This is a genomic window from Hymenobacter canadensis (genome assembly GCF_027359925.1).
GTDB classification, from domain to species: Bacteria; Bacteroidota; Bacteroidia; order Cytophagales; family Hymenobacteraceae; genus Hymenobacter; species Hymenobacter canadensis.
In genome coordinates, this window is record NZ_CP114767.1 from 856,021 (window position 1) to 878,078 (window position 22,058).

A 22,058-nucleotide genomic window follows, 5' to 3' on the forward strand; every position below is an offset into this window, starting at 1 on the left:
AAAGCTACAACGAGTAGCGCGGTTGGGCAAATAACCACTTGTCATTGCGAGCGGAACGAAGCAATCCTTCCTCTTAATTTGCTGAGCAGCCCTTCGCAGAAAGCCTCCATTGGTAAGTCGCTAACCCATTGCTGGGAGAACTTTGCGATGAGGAAAGTGTGTGCTGCGAGGGGAAGGATTGCTTCGCTCCGCTCGCAATGACAGCCTTTACCGCAGCGTCTCCAGAAACACCTTACCGCTGGCGTAATCCATGAATTCCAGGTCCTCAACGGCGCGGTTGGCATATTTGCGGTCCAGCTGCACGGCGCGGCGCAGGTTCTCGCCCAGTTTCGCTTCGTCTTTCTGGCGGGCGGCTACAACGGCTAGGCAGTAGTAGGCCAGCGGGTCGTTGGGCTGCAGCGTGAGGGCCTCCTGGTAGATGCCTGCGGCGCCGTCGTAGTTGCCCTTGAGCAGATAGATCAGGGCGCGGTTCATGGTATTCTGGTAGCTCTTGGCGCTGTAGCTGAGGCTGCCCAGCGCATCATCAATCTGCCCGATTTCGATTTCCAGCGCGGCTTTGTCGGCAAATACTTTGTCGAGGACCGGGCGGGCGCCGCCGAGCTTGATGGCGTAGTCGTAGTTCTGCAGGGCCTCCAGCTTGTCGCCGGCGCGGTGGTAGGCGGTGGCCACGCGGTAGAACATGGTGGCCGTGGGGTTGCGGTGCGCCGCCAGCGTGAAATTGACGGCCGCGCGGCGCAGGTAGGCCTTACGCACCTTGTCGCTGACTTCCTTTTCGGAGCGCTGCAGCAGCACCACGGCCAGGTTGTGGTAGGCCTCCCAACGGCCCGTAGTGGCGGCCGAAGTTTCGTAGATGCGCTGCTTTTCGGCCAGCAGCGGCGTGAGCGTGGCCGAGTAGCGCAGCTCCTCCGGCGTGAGGGCATCCACTTCCAGCTGCTTGTCGACAATCTTCTTGGATAGCAGGTAGATTTCCGAATCGTAGCGCTTGGGAGCCGTGTACTGCACGGCCACCGTACCGAAGCGCATGACAGGGTAGATGTACTGCTCCAGGTAGTCGAAGAACGACAAGCTGTGCAGGCTTTTCTCCTTCTGGGCGTAGGTGCCGGGCGTGTCGTTGATGAGCAGCAGCACCGAATCGACCTGCGCAGGCTTTAGCGCCGACTCCTGCACCTTGTTCAAAAACAGGTCCCAGCGGCGGTGGTAGGCTTCGGTTTCGAAGTCGATGTCGCGCACCTGGTTGAGGTAGGAGTCGGTGTCGACGCGGTTTTTGTAGTAGCGCTGCAGCGCCTGCACCCGCTTGTCGGCCAAGCGCAAGTCGTGGGCATCGAGCGAGTCGGGCGAGTGACCGGCCACAATCATCACCTTCTCGGTGCGCTGGTTAGCCTCGATAAAGTCTTCCAGCGCTGCTACGTTGGTGCCCAGGAAATTGCGGATTTCCGAGCGGCCGGCGTCGAAGAAGAACGGCAGCACGCGGGTGCCGCTCATGTTGTTGTCGGCCAGTTCGGGCAGCAGGCCAATGGCCGTGTCCTGGCGCACTACCAGGCGGCCGGTGCTGGCCACGCCCCGCGCCAGCCGGGTTTCCTGGCCTTTGAGGCGCTTGCCTTTCGGTTTCAGCTCCCGCACTTCGGCCAGGGCCAGCAGCTGGCCGGGGTTTTTGTTGGGCGCATACGGGAAGGAAAGCTGCTTTTTGATGACCAGCTGATCCTTCTTGTCCTCGTCGTAGACGTACTCGCCCGACTGGAAGCTGAGGCGGCCCAGCGTATCCTCGCGTAGGCCGTTGTCGTAGACGTAGCGCAGGTTGAGGCCGTAGGCGGCGCCTTTTTTGAGGTGGCTGGCCGGCACGCGGGCTGTTACTTCAAACAGCACGTTTTCGCCGTTGCTTTCGAGTACTGCGGGCTGCACGCTCACTTGCTGGCCGCTTTGCGCAACCTTCAGCATCCTGGGCAGCGTACAAGCAGGGAGCGTACCGGCCAGGGCCAGCAGCAGAATAGAAAGATTACGGGGCAACGGGCTTCTCATACAGGGCGAATCGGGGCGGAATTTCCAACAACAAACGCAAAACCGCGGGAGGGAGACGTATCTTCGAAAGAAATTACCCTGCTTCCGCTTGCTTGCGCTATCGTATCGTGCTATCTTGTACCAGGTTAGCAGCAGACCTCACTTACCACCAACCGTTATGAAACGACTTACCGACTACATCGAAAAGCAGAGCTTTGGTGTCTGCAACTCCTTGGGCAACCGGTTGGGCTTTTCCACGGGAAGCGTCCGGCTGTCGTTTGTCTATGCCTCGTTCTTCACCTTTGGCTCGCCCATTGTGTTGTACTTCGCGCTGGCCTTCTGGATGAACGTACGCCGCGCCATGCGCCGGCAGCGCAGCACCGTCTGGGATTTGTAAGCTGATCAGTAGACTTTACTACAAATGATTTCTAAGCCTGCTCCTGCAAAAGGGCAGGCTTTTTTGTATCGCAGATTTTGTAGATTAAGAAAGGGGATTTCACAGATTCCTTCGTCGGTAATTTCCGCAAGCTGCCTACACTGTATGCCTGCTGCTCAGGTCAATAACTCCGCATCCAGCTCCGAAAACTTCCGCCGTCCCTGCGCGAAATAGGCCCACACCAGACTTCCGCGATACACGCCGGGGCGCTCTGCCAGCGTGAGCCGGGGTGGAAACTGCTGCCGCTTCTGTTTCCAGTAGGTGCGGCGGCGGTAGAAGTCGCGTTGGGCCCGCAGGATGGCGCGGGCGTCGGCGGTGGCCCCCTGCAGCAGGAAGCGCAGGGCCGCTACCCAGTCGAGCAGCACCCGCACGGCCACCGTGCTGGCCAGCTCCGCCGGGTGCGTGTTCTTATAGACCAAGGCCATGCCGTTGCGGAAGTTGAGGTAGGTTTTACGTGGGTTGGACTTATGCAGCGTGCCGCCACCCACGTGAAATACCGTGCTGCCACCGTGGTACCACACCTCGTGGCCGGCATTCCAGAGCCGCCAGCACAAGTCGATTTCCTCCATGTGAGCGAAAAACTCGGGTTCCAGGCCACCCAGCGCGTGCCAGCTGCTCAGGCGCACTGCCATGCAGGCGCCGGTGGCCCAGGCCACCGGCCGGGCGTCGTCGTACTGGCCGTGGTCGGCTTCGAGCGTATCGAAGAGGCGGCCGCGGCAGAAGGGGTAGCCCAGCCGGTCGAGGTAGCCGCCGCCAGCCCCGGCGTATTCGAACTGCGTCTGGTCGGCGTAGGCCCGGATTTTGGGCTGCACGGCGGCCACACTGGGGCGTTGCTCCAGCAGCTGGCGCAGCGGCTGCAGCCAACCCGGCGTCACTTCTACATCGGAGTTGAGCAGCACGGCGTACTGAAATGCGGCGGGCAGCTGCCGCAGGGCCTGGTTGTAGCCTTCGCAGAAACCCAGATTAGCAGCGTGCCGAAGCACCTGCACCGCTGGAAATTCGCGCGCCAGCACCGCCACCGAATCGTCGGTAGAGGCGTTATCAACCACCCAAACGGTAGCCGCGTGGTTGTGAGCCAGCACCGACGGCAGAAACTGCCGCAGCAGGGCCGCGCCGTTCCAGTTCAGCACCACCACCGCCACATCGGCGCAGGTAGCCACCGCAGATTCCGGGGAACTGCTAGAGGCCAAATCCGCCGAGGTCGAGGCCGGGAATGTTGGGAATCAGGCCGCTGGTTTTGCGCTTCAGCTCCTCTTTGGCTTTGTCGCCGGCCTCATCAAGGGCCTTGTTCACGGCGGCTACCACCAGGTCGGCCAGCATTTCGCGGTCGGAAAGCAGCGAATCGTCGATTTCGAGCTTGATTACCCGGCGCTGGCCGTTGGCTGTGGCGCGCACCAGGCCGCCGCCAGCCTCGCCGGTAGCCGTTACAAACTGCATTTCCTGCTGGGCCTGCTGCATTTTCTCCTGCAGCTCTTTCATTTTGCCCATCATGCCCATCATATCAAACATAGGTTTCGCGTCGTTATTTCCGGCGAGCCGGAAAGGGGTTAGAAAAGTGACGGTTGCCGGGGCTGCCTCACCGCCAAGCCAGCCGGGAGAAGCACACTATAGCATCCGGTTTGCAACAGCTCAGCCAGTAAACCGGGTAAGCCGGGCGCAATTTACGGTACACATACGCCCAAAAGGCAACAAGCAGCGGACAGAACTCCGGAAGTTGCCTTATATACATGAAGATTCATTCATGCATAAAGGCAAAAAAAGTACTGTCCTTACAGGAAGGTGCAAGCGGCCAGACACTGAATAACGTCGACCACTTCCCGCATTTTCAGGCTGTAAAACACGTTTTTGCCCTCGCGCGAGCTGCTTAGAATCCCTTTCAGCTTCATGCCGGAAAGGTGATGCGACGCCAGGCTCTGCTCCACACTCAGCCGCTCACAGATATCGTTCACCGACAGGCTGTCGTGCTGGGCCAGCAGTTGCACGATGGCAATGCGGGTAGGATGCGCCGTAGTCTTGAGAATGAACGCCACCTTCTCCATCTTCTCGACAGACATGTTCAAGTCGGTGGCAATATCAGCGGGAGAATTGGAAGCCATAAGGTGCTGCAAGTGCATGGTCAGTTGTTCATAAGCACAGGGGTCGACCGCAAATATCTTCGGTCCTGGCTGCCCTGACCTGCCGGGGCAGGCTACCGAGTGTCCTCCGCAGCCTGCCCCAGCGGCAGCAATATTAGTGATTTGCAGCAGGCCCGCCTATTATGCAGCAGGTTTGCCAATAAAAGGCCGCGGCTCGCGCCGTCTCCCACGGCTTGCCTGGCCTGCCAGATACAGCGCGAACCACGGCCGCCCCGGACACTACATCAGATAAAACGTGTCGGAGGTGAGGGTAGCGGGCACGTTCGGTTCCTGCAGCAGCTGCTTGAGGTTGATTTCGACGTTGCGGGCAATGGCCGTGACCGGCGTATCGGTGGGGGCATTGTTGAACGGGTCCTGCAGGTAGCGGGCGGTGCGCTCGATCAGGAAGAAGGTGGACGCAATGAGAAGTAGTACAGGAACCTCCCAGAACCCCATCGACTCTACCAGGCTCAGCGACAAGGTGCCCAGAAACAGGTAGATCAGGAAATGCACCAGCAGCCGATAGTTGGCCGGAAATACGGTGCTCTTGATGCGTTCGGCCTGGCCCATCGACTCGCACAGGCGCACCAGCGTGGAATCCAGCTGCACCTGCTGAAAGGTATTGATGGTCTGCCGCTGATGCAGCTCCCTGAACTGAGCGGCGTGTAGCGCCAGCAACGCCAGAGGGCGGTTGTTCTGGGTTTTGGCATAGGCTAGCTCTGGCTCCGGCAGAAACTTTGCCAGCGAAGCCAGCGGGTCTTGTCCGCGCAACGATTCGCCCAGGCTGTAGCACCAGGCAATCTGGCGGTGGGCCACCGCAGTGAGCTGGCTGGCGGCCTCGTGCGGGGGTAGCCCGTCAGCCTGCTGAAAGCTGCGCACCTGCAGCACCAGCGTCCGCGAGTCGTTCACAACGGCGCCCCATATTTTGCGGCCTTCCCACCACCGCTCGTACGACTGGCTAACGTTGAAGGCCAGCAGCAGCGAGATGGAGCTGCCCAGGATAGTGGCCAGCTGCAGCGGTATCTCTGGCAGGTAGCTGCTGAAAAACCACTTCAGCACCTGGAAAATGATAGAAATGAGCAGCACCCGCAGAATGTCGGGCAGGATGCGCTTGAAAATGTAGTAAACGGGAAGCTTGACGTCGAGCAGCATAGGCAGAAAACAGGTACAACTGAAATCTGCCTACGCAAAAACGGATGGTTGCGCTACATTTTCGGTAGTGTATCCCGGATAAAGGCACGGTTTCTACCACGCTGCTACTGCTGGCAACTGTCTTTGCCAAGCCTGGCAAAATCCCCTCTGCGGGTGCAGGCGGGCCTACTTTACTATCGTGACGGTGCCGTGCTGCACTACGGTTTTGCCCGCAGCATCCACGGCCTCAAACCGCCAGACGTAGGCCCCCAACACTGGCGGCTGGCCCCGGATGCGGCCGTCCCAGGCTTGGGTGCGGTCGGTGCCGCGGAACACTTCCTGGCCGTTGCGGTCCACCACTGTGAAGGTGTAGGTGCGAAGAAAGCGGCCTTTCACTTCCAGTACATCGTTGAGGCCGTCGCCGTTGGGGGTGAAGGCCGTCGGAACGTAGGCTTCGAGGGGGCGCACCACGCTGGCAATGTTGGAGTAGCTGGCGGCGGGCAGGCCCGCGCCCGTCACTTCTAGGCGGTAGCGCACGGCCTGTAGGTCGGTGGGGGGCAGCTGGTCGAGGTAGGTGCCGCGGGAGCCGACGGCGTAGCTGTTGCGCACCGAGTTGTCGGGGTTGAGCACCAGCAGGCGGTAGCGCAGCGAGTCGGTGGCAGCTGGCGCGCCCCGCAGCCCCGACCATCGCAGCCGCACCGCTGAGTTGCGGGTGCCGGCCAGCTCGGCCGCCAGCACGGCCGGGCAGAAGGCCGCACTGGCCGCCGAGCGGTTGGCGCAGTCGTCCTCGAACCGCACCTGGTAGCACGGCGCCAAATCCGGGCTGTAGCTGGCCAGCGAATCGCGGAGCGCGCGGGCCGCCGTGGTACCCAGCACGGTGTTGTCGCGCAGGTAGGTGAGCTGGCCGGTGCTGGGGAAGCGGGCCACGCTGGCCGTCAGCACCACCCGGTTGCGCTCATCGAAAGTAGCCACCAGCCGTGGTGTGGCCGGCGCCTGCGTGGCCGCGGCCAGCACCGAAACGGCCTCCGAAACTGACGTGACGCCGCCCGCATACCGCGCCGTGAGGCGGTAGGTGTAGCGGATGCCGCAGGCCACGGCCGTATCGGAGTAGGAGCGGGCGGTGGGCGGCGGGGCGGGCAGGGCAGTGCCATTGCGCGTCAGCTCGTAGGTGGCAGGGCTGGGGCCGAACTGCCACGCCAGCTCGTTGCGGCGCTCAGCCGGCTGAACCGTCAGCGTGAGCGTGCTCACCGGTTCGGAAACAGCTTGAGCCTGCTGGCAGATGTCGGTGCGGCGCAGGCGGTAGTAGCCGGGGCGGCCGGCCGGTACCGTGAAGCCGCTCAGGCCGTTGGCCACGGCTCCCGGTACTGCCTGAAAAGTAGTTGGCGCGGTGAAATCGGCCTGCTCGACGGTGTATAAGTAGCCGGCAACCAGCGGCGCGGTTTCCAGAACCACTGAACTGCCCTGCACACTCAGGCGCTGAATAACCAGCGGCCCCGGCGCGGCCAGCTGCAGCAGCGGCTGCGTGGCCGAGCGGGTGCACAGGTCGCTGTCGGAGTAGACGCCGGCCACCGTGATGGACGTGGCGCCGGCTGGCACCGCAAACGTGCGCACCTGCCCGGGCTGGGCCGCAAACGTGCTGCTGCCAATCTGGACGGAGTAACTGTTGTAAGGTGCGCCAGGGAGCGTGAGCTGCACGAAGCCCGGCGAGCAGGCCGCCGCCGTGAAGGCCGGTATCGGGTTGTCGTAGACTTCAAATACCCGGAAATAGATGGTGGAAACGCCGCCGCCCGCCTGCGCTTGGCCGTTCTCGGTGACCGTGACGGGGCCGGCAGCGGTGGGCGTGTAGATGAAAGGCGAGGGGCGCAGGCCGGGGCCGCAGGGGTTAGGGTAAGTGTTGGTGCCCGGCAGTACTTGGTAGAAGTATACCAGCGGCGGCCGGCCCGCGCATAGGTCAAACCGGACGGCCCGGCCCACGCACAGCTTTTCCACGATGCGATTAGTCAGCACATCCACGGCCACGAAGGTGCAGGCGGGCGGGTTCGGCGACGAGGTGCAGGGCTGGGCCAGGGCCGGCGCCTTGGTGGCCAGCAGCGCCCCCAGCAACAACCAGAGGTAGAGAAACTTCACGGAACGCATAGAATAGCAGCAGATGAAACGGAGCGGAACCAGGCCAGACCCTAACGCCAAGATACCCACAAACGGCATACGCCTGCGCCGCCGGACCTGGCCGCGTGCTCAGCGCGCTACTGCCACGGGTAGCTGCGCACGAAGTCGGCGGCGGCGTGCAGGTCGGGGTAGAGCACCCGGTCCTGGCTCACGAAGGATACTTTCTCGCGGAATGCGGCTACCACCTGTTCCAGCGCCTCAGAGGTGCGGGCCGGCCGCCGGAATTCCAGCGCCTGGGTGGCATTCAGCAGCTCGATGCCCAGCAGCTGCTCCACGTTCTGCACCACGCGCAGGGCCTTGGTGGCGGCGTTGGCGCCCATGCTCACGTGGTCTTCCTGGCCGTTGCTGCTCACCACGCTGTCCACCGAGGCCGGGGTGCAGAGCTGCTTGTTCTGGCTCACGATGCCGGCGGCCGTGTACTGCGGAATCATCAGGCCCGAATTCAGGCCAGGCTCGGCCACCAGAAACGGCGGCAGCCCGCGCTGCCCGCCAATGAGCTGGGTGGTGCGCTGGTGCGAGATGCTGCCGATTTCGGCCGTAGCAATGGCTAGCATGTCGAGGGCCAGGGCCAAGGGCTGGCCGTGGAAGTTGCCGCCGCTCAGGATAAGGTCGTCGGCGGGGAAGATAGTGGGGTTGTCGGTGACGGCGTTGCACTCGGTTTCCGCGGTTTGCCGCACGTAGGCCACGGCGTCGCGGGAGGCGCCGTGCACCTGGGGCATGCACCGGAACGAGTAGGGGTCCTGGACGGCGGTTTTGGGCTGGCGCTGCAGCTCGGAGCCGGCCAGCAGCGCCCGCACGCGGCCCGCCACCGCCACCTGCCCGGCGTGGGGCCGCAGCTGGTGCAGGCGCGCATCAAACGGCTCGGCCAGCCCATCAAACGCCTCCAGCGAAAGCGCCCCGATAACGTCGGCGGCGGCCAGCAGGCGCTGCACCCGCAGCAGCCCGTGCACGGCGTAGGCCAGCATAAACTGGGTGCCGTTGAGCAGCGCCAGGCCTTCCTTGGCTTCCAGCGTGAGCGGCGCCCAGCTGAACAGGCTCATGGCGTCGGCCGCGGCCAGGCGGTAGCCTTCATAGTTGACTTCGCCCAAACTCAGCAGCGGCAAACACAGGTGCGCCAGCGGGGCCAGGTCGCCGCTGGCACCCAACGAGCCCTGCTGATACACCACCGGCAGCATGCCGCGGTTGTAGAAGTCGAGCAGGCGCTGGGCCGTGGCCACCTGCACGCCGCTGTGGCCGTAGCTCAGGCTCTGCACTTTCAGCAGCAGCATCAGGCGGACCAGCTCGGCCGGCACCTCCTCGCCCGTGCCGCAGGCGTGCGACATGAGCAGATTGGTTTGCAGCTGCTGGCGCTGTTCGGGGGCAATAACCTGGCCGCACAAAGCGCCGAAGCCGGTATTGATGCCGTACACCACGGCCTCCGGCGTGCGCTCCAGACGGTTGCGCAGGTACTGGTGGCACGTGTCGATGCGCTGGCGGGCGTCGTCGCCGAGCATCACGCGGGCCTTGGTGCGCAGCAGCTGGTCGAGGGTGGCGAGGTCGAGGTGGGTGGCGGGCGAAAGAACGTAGTCGTCGGGCATGATGGGTGGCGAAAAGCAGCGGGTGGGCTGGGGTGGAGAGTAAAAGTGAGGTTTTCCCGCGCAACAAGAAAGCCCGTCATGCCGGGCGGGGCATAACGGGCTTTGATCTGGACGATGCTCCGGCTGGCCCGGCTACTGCGCCAGCTCAGCCAGCACGTCGGCCAGCGAAACGGTGCGCTCCTCGCCGCTGGCCAGGGTTTTGAGCTTGAACAGGCCGGCGGCGCGCTCCTCGGGGCCTTGGATGAGCACGTAGGGAATGCCCTTGGCGTCGGCGTATTTGAACTGCTTGCCCAGCTTGCCAGCCTCCGGAAACAACTCCGAAGCCACGCCGGCTTCGCGCAGGGCGCGCAGCACCGGCAGCACGGCCGTTTCGCTATCGGCGTCGAAGTTGGTGAGCAGGCAGCGGGTGGTGGTGGCTACTGCCTCCGGGAACAGCTGCAGCTCCTCCAGGCAGTCGTAGAGGCGGTCGACGCCGAACGAGAAGCCCACGCCCGATACGCCCGGCAGCCCAAAGGCTCCGGTGAGGTTGTCGTAGCGGCCGCCGCCGCTCACGCTGCCCATGTTCACGTTGTTGATCTTGATTTCGAAGATGCAGCCCGTGTAGTAGCTCAGGCCGCGGGCCAGCGTCACGTCGAACTCCAGGTTGTCCCACTTCTCGAAGCCGAAGCCGCGCAGGTAGTCTAGCACGCGCTTCAGGTCCTGCAGGCCTTTGTAGCCGTCGGCGGTGGCGTTGTCGGGCGCCACGCCGGCCGTCACGAAGCCGGCCAGCAGGCGCTCCAGCTTCTCCTCGAAGCTGCCTTCCACGCCCAGCAGATCAAATAGCCGCTCAATGGCCGTCGCCGAGAAGTTGCGCTCGGCCAGCTCCTTTTCCACGCCTTCGCGCCCGATCTTGTCGAGCTTGTCGATGGCCACGAACAGGTCGGTTTCGGTGCCCTCGCCGCCCAGCGCCTGATAGAACGCGCCCAGCACGCGGCGGTGGTTGATTTTGATGGTGTGGTCGGTGAGGCCCAGCGTGGTCAGCACCTCGCTCATCATCAGCACGATTTCAGCCTCGCAGAGCAGCGAGTCGGTGCCCACCACGTCGGCGTCGCACTGGTAAAACTCGCGGTAGCGGCCGCGCTGGGGCCGGTCGGCGCGCCACACGGGCTGGATCTGGTAGCGCTTGAACGGGAACGTGAGCGTGCCGCGGTTCATCACCACGTAGCGCGCGAAGGGCACTGTGAGGTCGTAGCGCAACCCTTTCTCGGCCACTTTGGGCAGCAGGCGCTTGCTGCGATTATCGGCCCCGAGGTCGTCGGCCGTCACGTCCTTGGCGAAGTCGCCGGAGTTCAGGACTTTAAACAGCAGCTGGTCGCCTTCGTCGCCGTATTTGCCGGTCAGCACCGACAGGTTTTCCAGGGTCGGTGTTTCGAGCGGCGCGTAGCCGAACTTCTCGAACACACGGCGAATAACGCCGAAAATATAGTTGCGGCGGGCCACTACGGCCGGGCCAAAGTCGCGGGTACCGCGGGGAATGCTGGGTTTTTGAACGCTCATCAGAAACGGGGCGGATTGATGGCGCGAAGGTAAGCAAATGGGCGCCCGCTTAGCGCGCCCGCCGCGCCTGCATCAGCACCGGCGCCGCCAGCGGCGACTTCAGCGGCACCCGCAGCCCAGCCCGGCGCAGGCTGCGCACCGTCCAGTCGTTGCAGGTGCGCAGGGCGTGGTAGCGGCCGGTGGCCCGGAAGAAGAAGTCGGTGGGCGTGTAGCCGGCAGCGTTGCGCAGCTGATAGTGCTGCAGGCTGTCGGCCTGAAACGAGGCGGCCACCTGAGCGGCCAGCGCCTGGTATTGAGCCACCGAAATGCGCAGCGGCACCACGCGGGGCCCAGCCACCGGGGCCTGGCGCAGAAACCGCATGTGCATGAGCGTGGGGCCCGGCACCACGGCCCGCAGCACCACGCCGGGGCCCGGCAGCTGGTGGCCGTAGGAGGCCAGATAGAATCCTTCGCTGCCCCAGCCGAACGCGGCGTAGGGGTAGCCGCCGAACCGGGCCCGCAGCGTGGAATCGGGTAGGTGGGGCAGCCAGCTGATGCCGGTGCGCGGCTCCTGCAGCGGCAGCACCACGTCGGTGTGGGTGCCGTTGGATACCACAAACACGGGCACGCCATCGGGCGTCTGCCGGAACCGGCGGTTGACGGGCAGCAGCGCGCCGGTCATCAGCAACAAGATAAAGGCGGTAAAAGCAGCTGACATAGCCCGCAAGTTCGGAGGTGACTTGGGATTGACCGTGTCTTCCTGCACGCAATGGCCATCCATCCTGGCCAACCTCTCATGCCAGTGGCACCACTGCTCCGTATGCCGTGGTGCCACTGGCATAATGTACTATAGCTATAGCTAATTACCGTATTTCATCGTCTAGATGGACTAGTGTAGCTGTTTTTTGTAGGCTAGGAGCCCAGGCGCTGCGCCAGCACGTTGGTCGGCTGGCTGCTGCTGCGCTGAGCCACGCCCCGGCGGGCACCCACTGCCGGCTGACTCGGCAACGACTGCAGCGTGAGCGTGCCCAGCTGCTGGCGGTTGTGCAAAGGCCGGAACGCTACCGTGGGCTGCAGGGGCTGGTAGCCCAGCGCCGTCGATTGCACGATGTAGCGGCCCAGCGGCAGGTACTTGAACTGGAAGTCGCCGTGGGCATCGGTGGTGCCGGCAGCGGCCAGCTGGTGGTTGTCGGCGCGCAGCACTACCACGCTGGTGTACGGAATGGGCTCCTGGGTGTCGCCGTCGCGCAGGCTGCCGCTGACGGTGCCGTGGCCCAGCACCTGGGCCGAGAGCTGCAGAACAGCCAGCGAAGAAATGAAGCCAACAAGGGTGCGGTTCAAAAAGGAAGTTTTCATGATGCTCAGAAAGGTTGGAATGCGTGTGTTCGTTGATAGTTGTCAGTTGATAGTTGTCGGTTGTTAGTCTTGATTGGTTAGTTGGCTGACAACGAGCAACTACCAACTGACAACTTATTGCAGTACTGCGGAGGTCTAGCCGCCGAAGCCGCCACCGCCTTTGGGGGCGCCTTCAATGCGGCCGGCTTTGGCTTTGCTGGCACCCACGTACCAGGTGAAGCCCAGCCAGGCCACGCGGGTTTCAGGCTTGGAGTAGTAGCTGGAAGTCAGCTCCGGCGAGTCGATGACAGTGCGGTACACTTTGGTGTTGAGCACGTCGGACACGCGGAAGGTGAGGGCGGCGCGGTTCTGCCACAGGCGCTGGCGCAAGGCCACGTCAATGGCCCCCACGGCCTGACTGCGGCCCTGGGCCGTCAGCTTCGCAGATTCCCAGGAGCCTGTGAGTTGCACATCCAGCGTCGGCAGCGGCGTGAAGTTCTGGGTGAGGCGGCCGGTTCCGATGAGGGCGCGGCGGGCCCCGATGTTGGAGGCGTTGGTTTGCAGCTGGGTGCGGTAGGCCGAGCCGGTGGCCTGCACGCGCCACCACTTCGTCAGGGGCTGGCTCCAGGTCATTTCCAGGCCCACGTTGGTGGTAGTGCCCGAGTTGCGGTAGGTTTCGGCCAGCACCAGGCCGGCGGCGGGGTTGAGGCGCGTGGCCACCGTATCCACGAAGCGCAGGCGCTGGATGGCCTGGGTTGTGTAGCGGCCGAAGAGCGTGGTGGTGATTTCGGCGCCGCCGGGCAAGCTCAGCTGGTGGCCCAGCTCCAGGTTGTGGCTGAACTGCGCCCGCAGGGACGGATTGCCGAGGCGGTAGGAGCGCGGATCTTGGTAGAGGGGCACGGCCAACTGCTGCATAAAGTTGGGCCGGTCGAGGCGGCGGGCGTAGCTGAGCTGCAGGCGCTGTGGCTGCTCGCCGCCGCTGGCCGAGTCGGCGCGGCCCAGGCTTTTGCTCAGGCTAGCCGTCGGGAACACGGCCAGGTAATCGAGCTGGAAGCTGCCGGCGCCGCCCTCCACGGCCCCGCTGGTGTTGGTGTACTCGGTGCGCAGGCCGCCCTCGGCGTTCCAGCCCTTGCCCCAGCGGCGCTGGCCGGTGATGTAGGCAGCAGGCACACATTCCTCGAAGTTGTAAGCCAGCGAGCGGGCCGGGTCGCGCACGTATTCAGTGGGATTGTCGCTGGATTGGGTGAGCAGGTCGGCAATGCCGCGGCTGGTCTGGCGCTGCGCTTTCAGGCCGGTTTCCAGCTTGCCTTTGCCATCGGCCAGCGGGTGCACATAGTCGATTTGCGCAAACTGCACGCCCAGGTTCACGTCCATCTGCTGGCGCCAGCCGCGCAGGTCGCCTTCGCTCAGCGTCTGCGTCACGGGCACTTTGGCCTCCACGAACACGGCCCCGGCAGTGGCCGTCAGCTCGCGGCCTTCGTGGGCAGCCCAGGTGCGGCGGTAGCTGGCCGTGTTTTCCAGCACCCGCACATCCACCTTCATCAACTGCGTGCCCTGCTGCGACGTAGCCGGCAAACCAGGCCGCTCGGTGCTTAGCAGCAGGTTGTTGGAGTCCACCTCGCCCTGCAGCGTCGGCGACACATTCACACTCAGGCTTTGCTCCTTATTCAGCTCATAGTCAAGGCCCAGGCGCAGGCTGTGGGAGTGGTTGTTTTCGAGGCCCCGGCCGGTCTGGCTGGTGCGTACCAGGTCGGAGCCGACGCGGGCGGTCTGGTCGCTGCTGGTGCGGGCACGGTAGTTTTCGTCCTGGCGGTCGTAGCTGGCATTTACGGTGAGCGGGCCGTGGTGGCGGCTCAGGTTGAGGCTGGCGTTGTACTTGTCGCCGGTGCCGCCCAGCACGCTGGCCTGGCCATTGATGCCGTCCTTGCCGTTTTTCTTCATGATGACGTTAATCACGCCGGTGCCCTGCGCGTCATACTTGGCCGAAGGGTTGGTGATAACCTCAATCCGGGCAATGCGTGACGAGGGAATCTGGTCGAGGCGCAACCCCGGGCTGCCGTTGGAGCCGCCGGCGGGCTTGCCGTCAATCAGAATCGTAAGGTTGGACGAGCCGCGCAAGCTCACGGTGCCGTTGGCATCCACAGCCACGGAGGGCACGTTGCGCAGCACATCGGTGGCCATACCGCCCACGCTGGCTAGGTCTTTCTCCACGTTGATGATGCGTTTGCCAGGCTCATTCTGCACGGTTGCCCGCTCGCCGGTTACCGTCACGCCTTTCAACTGCGTGGCCGTTGGAGTCAGTTTCAGGGCCCCAAGCCGCACAATGGGCGCGGCGCTGCTCAGCGCCACCGTCCGGCGAAATCCCTGGTAGCCGATGGCCGAGGCCTTCAGCAGGTAGGAGCCCAGCCCCAGCGAGGCCAGCTCGAAGGTGCCGTTTTCGCCGGTTTGGGCGCCACTCACAAACGTAGAATCTTGGGCCCGCAGCACCACCACGTTGGCAAAAGGCAGTGGCTGCCCGCTGGTTTGATCGAGGAGAGTGCCGGAAACCGCGCCGGAGGGCTGTTGGGCTGCTGCGGTCAGGGGAGCGAGCATAGCGAGGAACCCCAGGCCTTTGAGGGCCTGGCTGAAAGAAGTAGAGGAGGTCATGGGGAGTGGTGAGTTGGAAAACAAACTAGGCAAAGGGGAGCCGTTCCAGGCGGCCGCGGTTCCGCTGGGAGGCTGTTTGCCCGTGACAAAGGCACGAAAAAGAGGGGCGACGCTCAGGCCTTACCTGAGGTACCAAAGAAACCAAAACACGAGGCTAACGGCCGGAAACGTAGGTTTCTGGCAAGCTGCTCACTACCGGCCCGGCTGGCGCGGAGGTGTCTGGCGGTGGCCGCGGGTGGGCTCCGGTTCAGGAGCAGCACAGGCGGCTGAGAGATTTGCTACTTAATGATCCAAAGGTAACTAAAGGTACTATGCGACGCAAGGTACTGGATAGATTATTTTTGTGTTACGCCGTTGTGGAGTTGCAGATAAGCAGGTTGATGACCAGTGCCGTTCATTGCCAATCAACCAGAAAAGGTTGATTTCCGCTCAACAGGCCACAGTTGTAGCCATCCAGGTAATCAGATGCGCCGCCGGCGCAAAGGGCAGCCTGGGGCTGAAAAAATATTTCCCTCACCGCCCTAAGTCGTTGGTTGGTAGCTCTGGAGCCCGCCCGAACGCACGGCGCCCCGCCGGGCCCGGCGGCGTGCCCATTTACTGGCACGCTGTTTCGGGCCCGGCGGGGCGCTATTAATCAGGTAGAAATTACTGGCCGCCAAACACAGCGGCCCACCGGCAACTACCGGGGCTTTGCCTTGGCTGGCAGCTTGGCGGCCGGGACTTTGGGGGCGGTGGGCGAGGCTGCGCCTTCGGGCACTACCTGGCCGTTTCGGTAGGTGGTTTTCTGCTGCACGGCCTTGCCATCGGGCCCGAAGGTGGTCCAGACGCCCGACTGCTTGCCGTTGCGGTAGAAGCCAGTGGTTTCCGGGGTGCCATCTTCGCGCAGCTGGCGGAAGGCGCCGGTTTTGAGGCCCTTCACATAGGTGGTTTCCGCTTTCAGCTTGCCCGACTCATAAAACTCCTGGCCCAGGCCGGTGGGCTTACCGTTTTCATAGAGCATCTTGCTGAGTACTGTGCCGGTAGGAGAGTAGCTCAGCTTTTCGCCGGCCAGGCGTCCGTTGAGGTAGGTTTCCTGGGTGGCAGGCTGCTTGCCGCCGGGGTGGAAGGTGCGCCACTGCCCGGCCGGCTGCCCGGCCTTGAACTGCTGCTCGGCCTTCAGGGTGCCATCCTCGAAGTAGGCCGTCACTTTCCGGTCGCGGCCCTGGTTGGCGTGCTCCACCTTCTGCTCCGGCTTCCCCGACTCATAGAAATCCTCCTGCGTGCCCGTCAGCACGCCCTGGCGGTAGGTCATCTTGCTTTTGATAGCACCGCTTTCGTAGTAGGCTTTGGCGGGGCCTTCGAGGTTGGAGGTGCCGCCGGCCAGGCTGCGGGCCTGCTTAGTAAGGTCGTCGCCGAGCGGGTTTTTCACGGCGCGGCCCGCGAAGGTGGTGGCCACGTAGCTGCCCTCGGTCTGGAGCTTGCCGGAGCGGTAGTAGCTGCGGTAGCTGCCCTTGCCCGACTTATCGGCCAGCACTTCGGTTTCGGTCTGGCCGTTGTCGTAGTAGGTTTTGTAGGGGCCGGCCAGCAGGCCGCGGCTGTACGTGGCTTCGCTCTGGAGCTGGCCGTTGGGGTAGTAGGTTTTGGCCGGGCCGTTGGCCTGCCCGTTCTGGTAGGTGATTTCCACCTTGGGCTTGCCCGACGGGTACAGCTCGCGCACCGCGCCGGCGGGCTGGCCGTTGGCGAGAGTGGTTTCCAGTTTCACCTCCCCATTGGGGTGATAATAGCGCAGTGTGCCGGTGGGCTGGTCGTTGTCGTAGGTGCCTTCCTGGGCTGGCTTGCCGTTGTCGTAGTAGGTTTTGAACGGCCCCTGGCGCACGCCCTGCTGGTAGGTTACCTCCAGTCGGCGCTGGCCGCTGGGGTGAAACTCCACGTACGCCGAGTCGCGCTTGCCGCCGGCGTAGCGGGTCTGGGCCTCCAGCTTGCCGGAGCGGTAAAACCGCTTGTAGGGCCCTTCCATCACCGTATCACCGGCCACTACGGCTGAGTAGATTTCGCGCTTGCGGGTGTTGGTCGAGTCGTAGTAGGTGGTGAAGCGCCGCATCTTCTGGGCCCGGGCCGTGGTGGCGGCCGTGAGCAGGAGTAGGGCAAAGGCAATTCTTTTCATAGGATCACGGATTGGCACGGATTGGAGCAGATTTCACGGATTTTATGGACGATTCGCGGCTGTGAGATACAACGTCGTAGTTCCCGCCATCGGTGCAAAAGAAGGAAGTCAAAGTTAGCACCGGACAGATAGCCACTAGGGCAATGCCGTACGGCCCACCAAACAAAAGCCCTGCCGCAACCAGTGCAGCAGGGCTTGATTTACTCCGGAAATCGAGTGTAAAATCCGCGAAATCCGAATAATCCGGTTAAATCCGTGATTTAGAGTTTCTCCAGCACGATGCTGCTCGCGCCGCCGCCACCGTTGCAGATGCCGGTCACGCCGATTTTGCCGCCTTCGTTCTGCAGCACGTTCAGCAGCGTCGTCACGATGCGGGCGCCGGAAGCCCCGAGCGGGTGGCCCAGGCTCACGGCTCCGCCGTACACGTTCACGTTTTTGCCTTCCAGGTTCAGCAGCTTGTTGTTGGCCAGCGAAACCACCGAGAAAGCCTCGTTGATTTCGTAGAAATCCACTTCCGAAGCATCCAGGCCGGCGTGCTTAAGGGCCTTCGGAATGGCTAGGGCCGGCGTGGTGGTGAACCACTCCGGCGCCTGCTCGGCATCAGCAAAGCCGCGCACGATGGCCAGCGGCTTCACGCCCAGGGCCTCGGCCTTCTCGCGGCTCATCAGCAGCACGGCGGCGGCACCGTCGTTGAGGGTAGAAGCGTTGGCGGCCGTCACGGAGCCTTCCTTGCCGAACGCGGGCTTGAGGCCGGCAAACTTGGCAAAATCAGCCTTGGTATACTCCTCGTCGTCGCTGATAACGGTTTCCTTGCCGCGCACCGTAATGGTTACGGGCACGATTTCGTCTTTTTTCTTGCCGGCCTGAGCAGCGGCGGCGCTCCGCTCGTAGCTCTGCTGTGCAAAGGCGTCCTGCTCCTCACGCGTGATGCCGTAGTGAGTGGCGGTGCGGTCGGCGGCTACGCCCATGGCGAAGTCGTGGTACGGGTCCCAGAGGCCGTCCTTCATCAGGCCGTCAATCATCTGGCCGTGGCCGTACTTGGCGCCGAAACGGGCTTTATCGAGGTAATAGGGCACGTTCGACATGCTTTCCATGCCGCCGGCCAGCACCACGTCGGCCTGGCCCAGCATGATGGCTTGGGCGGCGTACATGATGGCCTTCGAGCCCGAGGCGCATACTTTATTTACGGTAGTGCACTCTACGGTATCGGGCAGGCCGGCTTTTTTGGACGCCTGGCGGGCCGGAGCCTGGCCCAGATTGGCCGAAATAACGTTGCCCATAATCACCTGCTGCACTTCGGAGGCATCAACGCCAGCCTTGTCCAGCGCACCTTTCAGCGCAATGGCGCCCAGTTCAATAGCCGACAGCGAAGCCAGGCTGCCGCCGAACGAGCCGATGGGCGTGCGCACGGCCGATACAATTACTACTTCTTTGATTTGCATAAAACAGGGGGTGGGGAAGTGGTTGGAATCTATGGGTAAAGGTACGAGTGATTAGGGAATGGGCTGCAGGCGACCAGCAGCCCCGTTTCAGGTGCGTGCCGCCTGGCGCCGGCTTACCAAGTGGGCTTGTTGGGGTCGGGCCGGGTGGTGGCCGGGCGCGGCAGTTGCTGCAGGTACTGCTGCTCGGCGGCACTGAGGGCGTCCAGAATCTGCCGGGCCTGGCCGCTGCTCAGGTTCATCTGCTGCAGGCGGGCGCGCTGGGTTTGCAGCTGGGCCTCGTCGGGAGCAGCCATTTCGGTGCCGGGCTGGCCGTTGGCGCCCCCCGCGGCGCTCGGGCCATCGGGGGCGCTGCTGAGGCCACGGGTATTGCCGGGCTGGCTGCCCTGCGCCACGTTGCGTTGCGCGCCTTGGCCCGGCCGGAAGTTGCCGTCGGCGCTGCTGCCGGGCTGGGTACTGGGTTGACTGGGGTCGCGCTGGCCGTTCTGGTCGGGGCGCGGCTGCGCCGGATTGCGCTGGTCCTGCGGCCGGGAGGGGTCATCGAGCTGGCCCGGCTGGTCCTGGCCGGCGCGGAGCTGCGGAGCGGGGCTCGGCCCCGCCGACTTATCCGGCTGGCCATCGGTGCCGGGCGGAGCCTCGGCCGGAGCGGGCGGCGGAATAGTGGGGTCCTGTTCGCGCCGCAGCAGATAGTCGCTCACTACCTCATAGTTGTAGCGGGCCAGCGCATTAGCGGGATTGGTTTGCAGCGCCTGCCGCAACAGCCCCAGCGCCTGCGCATAGTCGCCTTTGCGGGTGGCCAGCACGGCCAGCTGCTGTTGGGCGATGCTACGCACCACCGCCGAGCGACTGGTCAGCAGCTGGCCATAGGCAGTGCGGGCTAAGGCTGTCTGGCCGGCGCGGGCGCTGGCGTGACCCTGGTTGAGCACAATGGCTTCGTCCGTGGCCCCGAGTTCCTGCACCGCTTTCCTATAGAGCTGGGCCGCCTGCGCAAAATCGGCGCGCCGGTAAGCACTCTGTGCCTGCCGCACCGCTTCATTCCGGTCGTGGATGCCATTCAAACTGCCCCAGCCTCCCAGGACCGTCAGCAAAAGAACCCCAGCGTACTTCATAACTTGATTACGCGAACGGTGAGTAGAATGTCCAGCGCCATTAGGGCCAGGGCCAGGGCTAGCGGATAGCGGTAGCGGTTGTCGGCCACGGATACGGTGCGCACTTGCTCAGTCTGGCCTTCCAGCCGGTTGAGCGCATTCACCAGCAATGAAAACTCGTCGCGCCGGTCGGATAGCTCAAAGTACCGCCCGCCGGTCTGCTCGGCCAGCCGTTGCAGTGGGGCAGGCGAGAGGCGGCTCACTGCGTCGCGGCCCCGGGCGTCGCGCACGAAACCGCCTTTTTCGCGGGGTAGCCGGGAGCCATCGAGCGTGCCAACCCCCAGCGCAAACAGCCGCACGCCGGAGCGGGCCAGCAGCCGCAGGGTAGGCTCCAGGTTGTCCCCAAAATCCTCTCCGTCGCTGACGAGGACCAGGGCTGTGGCGCGCGGGGAGGTAGCCGCTGGCAGCTTATTGAGGCGCGCCAGCACCAGTTCCAGCGGGGGCGTCAGGTCGGTGGTGCCTCCCGGCACTAGGTTGGTTTGCAGGGTGCTCAGGAACAGTTGCAGCGCGCTCTGGTCGTAGGTCAGGGGGCATTGCACGTAGGCTTCCGCCGCAAACACAATCAGCCCGATGCGGTCGGCCTGAAAGCGGCTGGCCAGCTGAGCCAGCTCCGCTTTGGCTTTCTGCAGGCGGGTCGGCGCTATATCCGGGGCATCCATGGACCGCGACAGGTCGACGAGCAGCCAGACATCTTTTCCGGTGGTGCGCACGGGCTGCCGGGTGAGGCCATAAGCCGGGCCCAGCAAGGCCGCACCCAGCAAGCCTATGTACAGGAAACGAAGTGTCAGTTTCCAGCCCAGTCGCCAGCCCTTCTGGGCAAACGGAGCTGCCAATCGACGGGTTCGGAAAATAAATCCGAGGTAAAGCGCAAAAAAAATACTGAGCGCCGCCACCTCTTTCCACGACACAGAATAAGCCCAGTTTAACATGTCAGAAGAGTGGGCAACGAAATGAAAATCATGCGAAAAGCGCCGCGACGGGTGAGGTAGTGGTGGGCAAAGATAGCCGTTAGCGCAGCCCGATAGGTAGGCGTTGGCCTCATCAAGTTGAAGATATTTTTTTTGAAAAAGGGGTGTTTATCGGTTCTCCTAGTATATTTGCACACTCTTCAACCGGAAGGGACCACCAATGGAGAGGTGGGTGAGTGGCTTAAACCAGTAGTTTGCTAAACTGCCGTAGCTCTAAAGGTTACCGGGGGTTCGAATCCCCCCCTCTCCACAATTCTTTAAGATGAGGAATTGAGAACAGGCAATACCAATTGCTCTCGAGATGCAAATCTCACACTCTCAGTTCCTCATTCTTTTTTCGGGGTGTAGCGTAGCCCGGTATCGCGCCTGCTTTGGGAGCAGGAGGCCGCAGGTTCGAATCCTGCCACCCCGACCATCGAATAGCCGTCAGCCCACCTCTGGGGCGGGCGGCTATTTGTTTTTGACCCCGTAGCTCAGCTGGATAGAGCAGCTGCCTTCTAAGCAGCCGGTCATGTGTTCGAATCACATCGGGGCCACGTTGATAATGAGCCACTTAGCTTAATAGCTGAGTGGCTTTTTTGTTTGCGTTCTTTATGATGCGCAGTGCTCCATTGCTTTCAGACGGATGAAATATCCGGTACAAATAGGAGCCTTTTACTCCGCATATTGGCCATTGCAGTACGTTCCACGGGATACTGCAGCTTTAGATAATTGATGGCTGTTGGTTGTGTATGTCGCTGCCTGCAGCATCTCGTAATGTTGAGTAGCACCGGCTGGTAGTGGTGATAAACGGTAAGCAGAGGTATTAGGTGTATGTAGCGCTAAAAGGGTGAAATGGAAGCATACTGCGTTGGAGTTGGCCGGATTACAGGAAAACCGTTACATTGAGCTGCGAAAACTTCTGTTTTTCTCATATTCTCAACTCCAACACCACCGCACCATGAAGAAAACATTACTCGGCATTTCATTTCTGTTAGGTCTAGGCCTACAGGGCTATAGCCAGGGCACCCCGGCTATCACTTCCTTTACCGCACAAAATTCCAATCTGCCTGCTGATTATCGTATTGTAGGTATTCAGGCCATTGATGCCAATACAGCTTGGGGGTTGTCTGGCACGTTGAGTGCAGCTGGTACCAGCATCGATGCCAACACGTATTTGCGGACTTCTAACGGTGGTACTACCTGGCAAGGTGGCTCAATTGCAGTCCCAAACTTTACCGGCTATAATGCGGGTAATCTTTTTGCCCTCAACAGCACTACTGCCTGGACGGCTATGTATGGTCCTAGCGGGGGTGGTGTAATCGCTAAAACTACGAACGGGGGTACTACCTGGGTGGCCCAAACTGACCCTTCTGCTTCCGGGGCACGCCAGTTTACGGCGCCGGATGGCTTTGCTAACTGGGTGTATTTCTGGGATGCTAATAACGGAGTCTGCATGGGTGACC

16 protein-coding genes and 3 tRNA genes are annotated in these 22,058 nt (G+C 62.8%); 4 read left to right on the forward strand and 15 right to left on the reverse strand.

The features are described from left to right. Positions 1-207: 207 nt before the first annotated feature. Positions 208-1,935 (reverse strand): tetratricopeptide repeat protein, encoded by a 1,728-nt coding sequence (locus tag O3303_RS03650; RefSeq protein WP_269560710.1) that lies wholly within the window; start codon positions 1,933-1,935, stop codon positions 208-210. A gap of 238 nt (positions 1,936-2,173) precedes the next feature. On the opposite strand from O3303_RS03650, the gene O3303_RS03655 reads away from it, so the two are divergent. Further along, a complete protein-coding gene (locus O3303_RS03655; RefSeq protein ID WP_269560711.1) occupies positions 2,174-2,392 on the forward strand; it encodes a PspC domain-containing protein in 219 nt (72 codons plus the stop codon). A gap of 155 nt (positions 2,393-2,547) precedes the next feature. Here the strand turns inward: O3303_RS03655 and O3303_RS03660 are convergent, their stop codons facing one another. The 14 genes from O3303_RS03660 to O3303_RS03725 all read right to left on the reverse strand — a co-directional run bounded on the left by O3303_RS03660 (position 2,548) and on the right by O3303_RS03725 (position 20,478). Further along, positions 2,548-3,591: a glycosyltransferase family 2 protein gene (locus O3303_RS03660; protein WP_269560712.1), complete on the reverse strand. Its 1,044-nt coding sequence runs from the start codon at positions 3,589-3,591 to the stop codon at positions 2,548-2,550. Between the two features lie 19 nt (positions 3,592-3,610). After that, complete coding sequence (locus tag O3303_RS03665; RefSeq protein ID WP_044017950.1) at positions 3,611-3,940, reverse strand: YbaB/EbfC family nucleoid-associated protein; 330 nt, start codon at positions 3,938-3,940, stop codon at positions 3,611-3,613. Between the two features lie 260 nt (positions 3,941-4,200). Next, on the reverse strand, positions 4,201-4,527 hold the full coding sequence (locus tag O3303_RS03670) for an ArsR/SmtB family transcription factor (protein WP_269560713.1): 327 nt from the start codon (positions 4,525-4,527) through the stop codon (positions 4,201-4,203). A 258-nt stretch (positions 4,528-4,785) separates the two neighbouring features. Continuing rightward, positions 4,786-5,697, reverse strand: coding sequence for a bestrophin family protein (locus tag O3303_RS03675; protein WP_269560714.1), 912 nt, complete (start codon positions 5,695-5,697; stop codon positions 4,786-4,788). A gap of 165 nt (positions 5,698-5,862) precedes the next feature. Then, positions 5,863-7,812, reverse strand: a complete 1,950-nt coding sequence (locus tag O3303_RS03680) for a T9SS type B sorting domain-containing protein (RefSeq protein ID WP_269560715.1) — start codon at positions 7,810-7,812, stop codon at positions 5,863-5,865. A 107-nt stretch (positions 7,813-7,919) separates the two neighbouring features. After that, positions 7,920-9,419, reverse strand: coding sequence for a histidine ammonia-lyase (gene hutH, locus O3303_RS03685; protein ID WP_269560716.1), 1,500 nt, complete (start codon positions 9,417-9,419; stop codon positions 7,920-7,922). 132 nt (positions 9,420-9,551) lie between these two features. Then, a complete protein-coding gene (hisS, locus tag O3303_RS03690; protein ID WP_269560717.1) occupies positions 9,552-10,955 on the reverse strand; it encodes a histidine--tRNA ligase in 1,404 nt (467 codons plus the stop codon). Between the two features lie 49 nt (positions 10,956-11,004). Next, a complete protein-coding gene (locus tag O3303_RS03695; protein WP_269560718.1) occupies positions 11,005-11,652 on the reverse strand; it encodes a DUF2459 domain-containing protein in 648 nt (215 codons plus the stop codon). A gap of 194 nt (positions 11,653-11,846) precedes the next feature. Further along, positions 11,847-12,290 (reverse strand): carboxypeptidase regulatory-like domain-containing protein, encoded by a 444-nt coding sequence (locus O3303_RS03700; protein WP_269560719.1) that lies wholly within the window; start codon positions 12,288-12,290, stop codon positions 11,847-11,849. A gap of 135 nt (positions 12,291-12,425) precedes the next feature. Further along, the gene (locus O3303_RS03705) at positions 12,426-14,915 is read right to left on the reverse strand and encodes an outer membrane beta-barrel protein (RefSeq protein ID WP_269560720.1); all 2,490 of its coding nucleotides are present in this window, start codon (positions 14,913-14,915) and stop codon (positions 12,426-12,428) included. A gap of 679 nt (positions 14,916-15,594) precedes the next feature. Beyond that, complete coding sequence (locus O3303_RS03710) at positions 15,595-17,058, reverse strand: toxin-antitoxin system YwqK family antitoxin (protein WP_269560721.1); 1,464 nt, start codon at positions 17,056-17,058, stop codon at positions 15,595-15,597. Between the two features lie 260 nt (positions 17,059-17,318). Further along, positions 17,319-18,500, reverse strand: coding sequence for an acetyl-CoA C-acyltransferase (locus O3303_RS03715; protein WP_269560722.1), 1,182 nt, complete (start codon positions 18,498-18,500; stop codon positions 17,319-17,321). Positions 18,501-18,613: 113 nt separating this feature from the next. Further along, on the reverse strand, positions 18,614-19,585 hold the full coding sequence (locus O3303_RS03720) for a tetratricopeptide repeat protein (protein WP_269560723.1): 972 nt from the start codon (positions 19,583-19,585) through the stop codon (positions 18,614-18,616). A 17-nt stretch (positions 19,586-19,602) separates the two neighbouring features. Continuing rightward, the gene (locus O3303_RS03725) at positions 19,603-20,478 is read right to left on the reverse strand and encodes a VWA domain-containing protein (protein ID WP_269560724.1); all 876 of its coding nucleotides are present in this window, start codon (positions 20,476-20,478) and stop codon (positions 19,603-19,605) included. Positions 20,479-20,775: 297 nt separating this feature from the next. Between O3303_RS03725 and O3303_RS03730 the strand changes: the two genes are divergently transcribed. The 3 genes from O3303_RS03730 (at position 20,776) to O3303_RS03740 (ending at position 21,149) form a co-directional block, all read left to right on the forward strand. Continuing rightward, a tRNA-Ser gene (locus tag O3303_RS03730) sits at positions 20,776-20,863 on the forward strand. Positions 20,864-20,951: 88 nt separating this feature from the next. Further along, positions 20,952-21,028, forward strand: a tRNA-Pro gene (locus O3303_RS03735). A gap of 47 nt (positions 21,029-21,075) precedes the next feature. After that, positions 21,076-21,149 (forward strand) — tRNA-Arg (locus tag O3303_RS03740). The last annotated feature ends 909 nt before the right edge of the window (positions 21,150-22,058 follow it).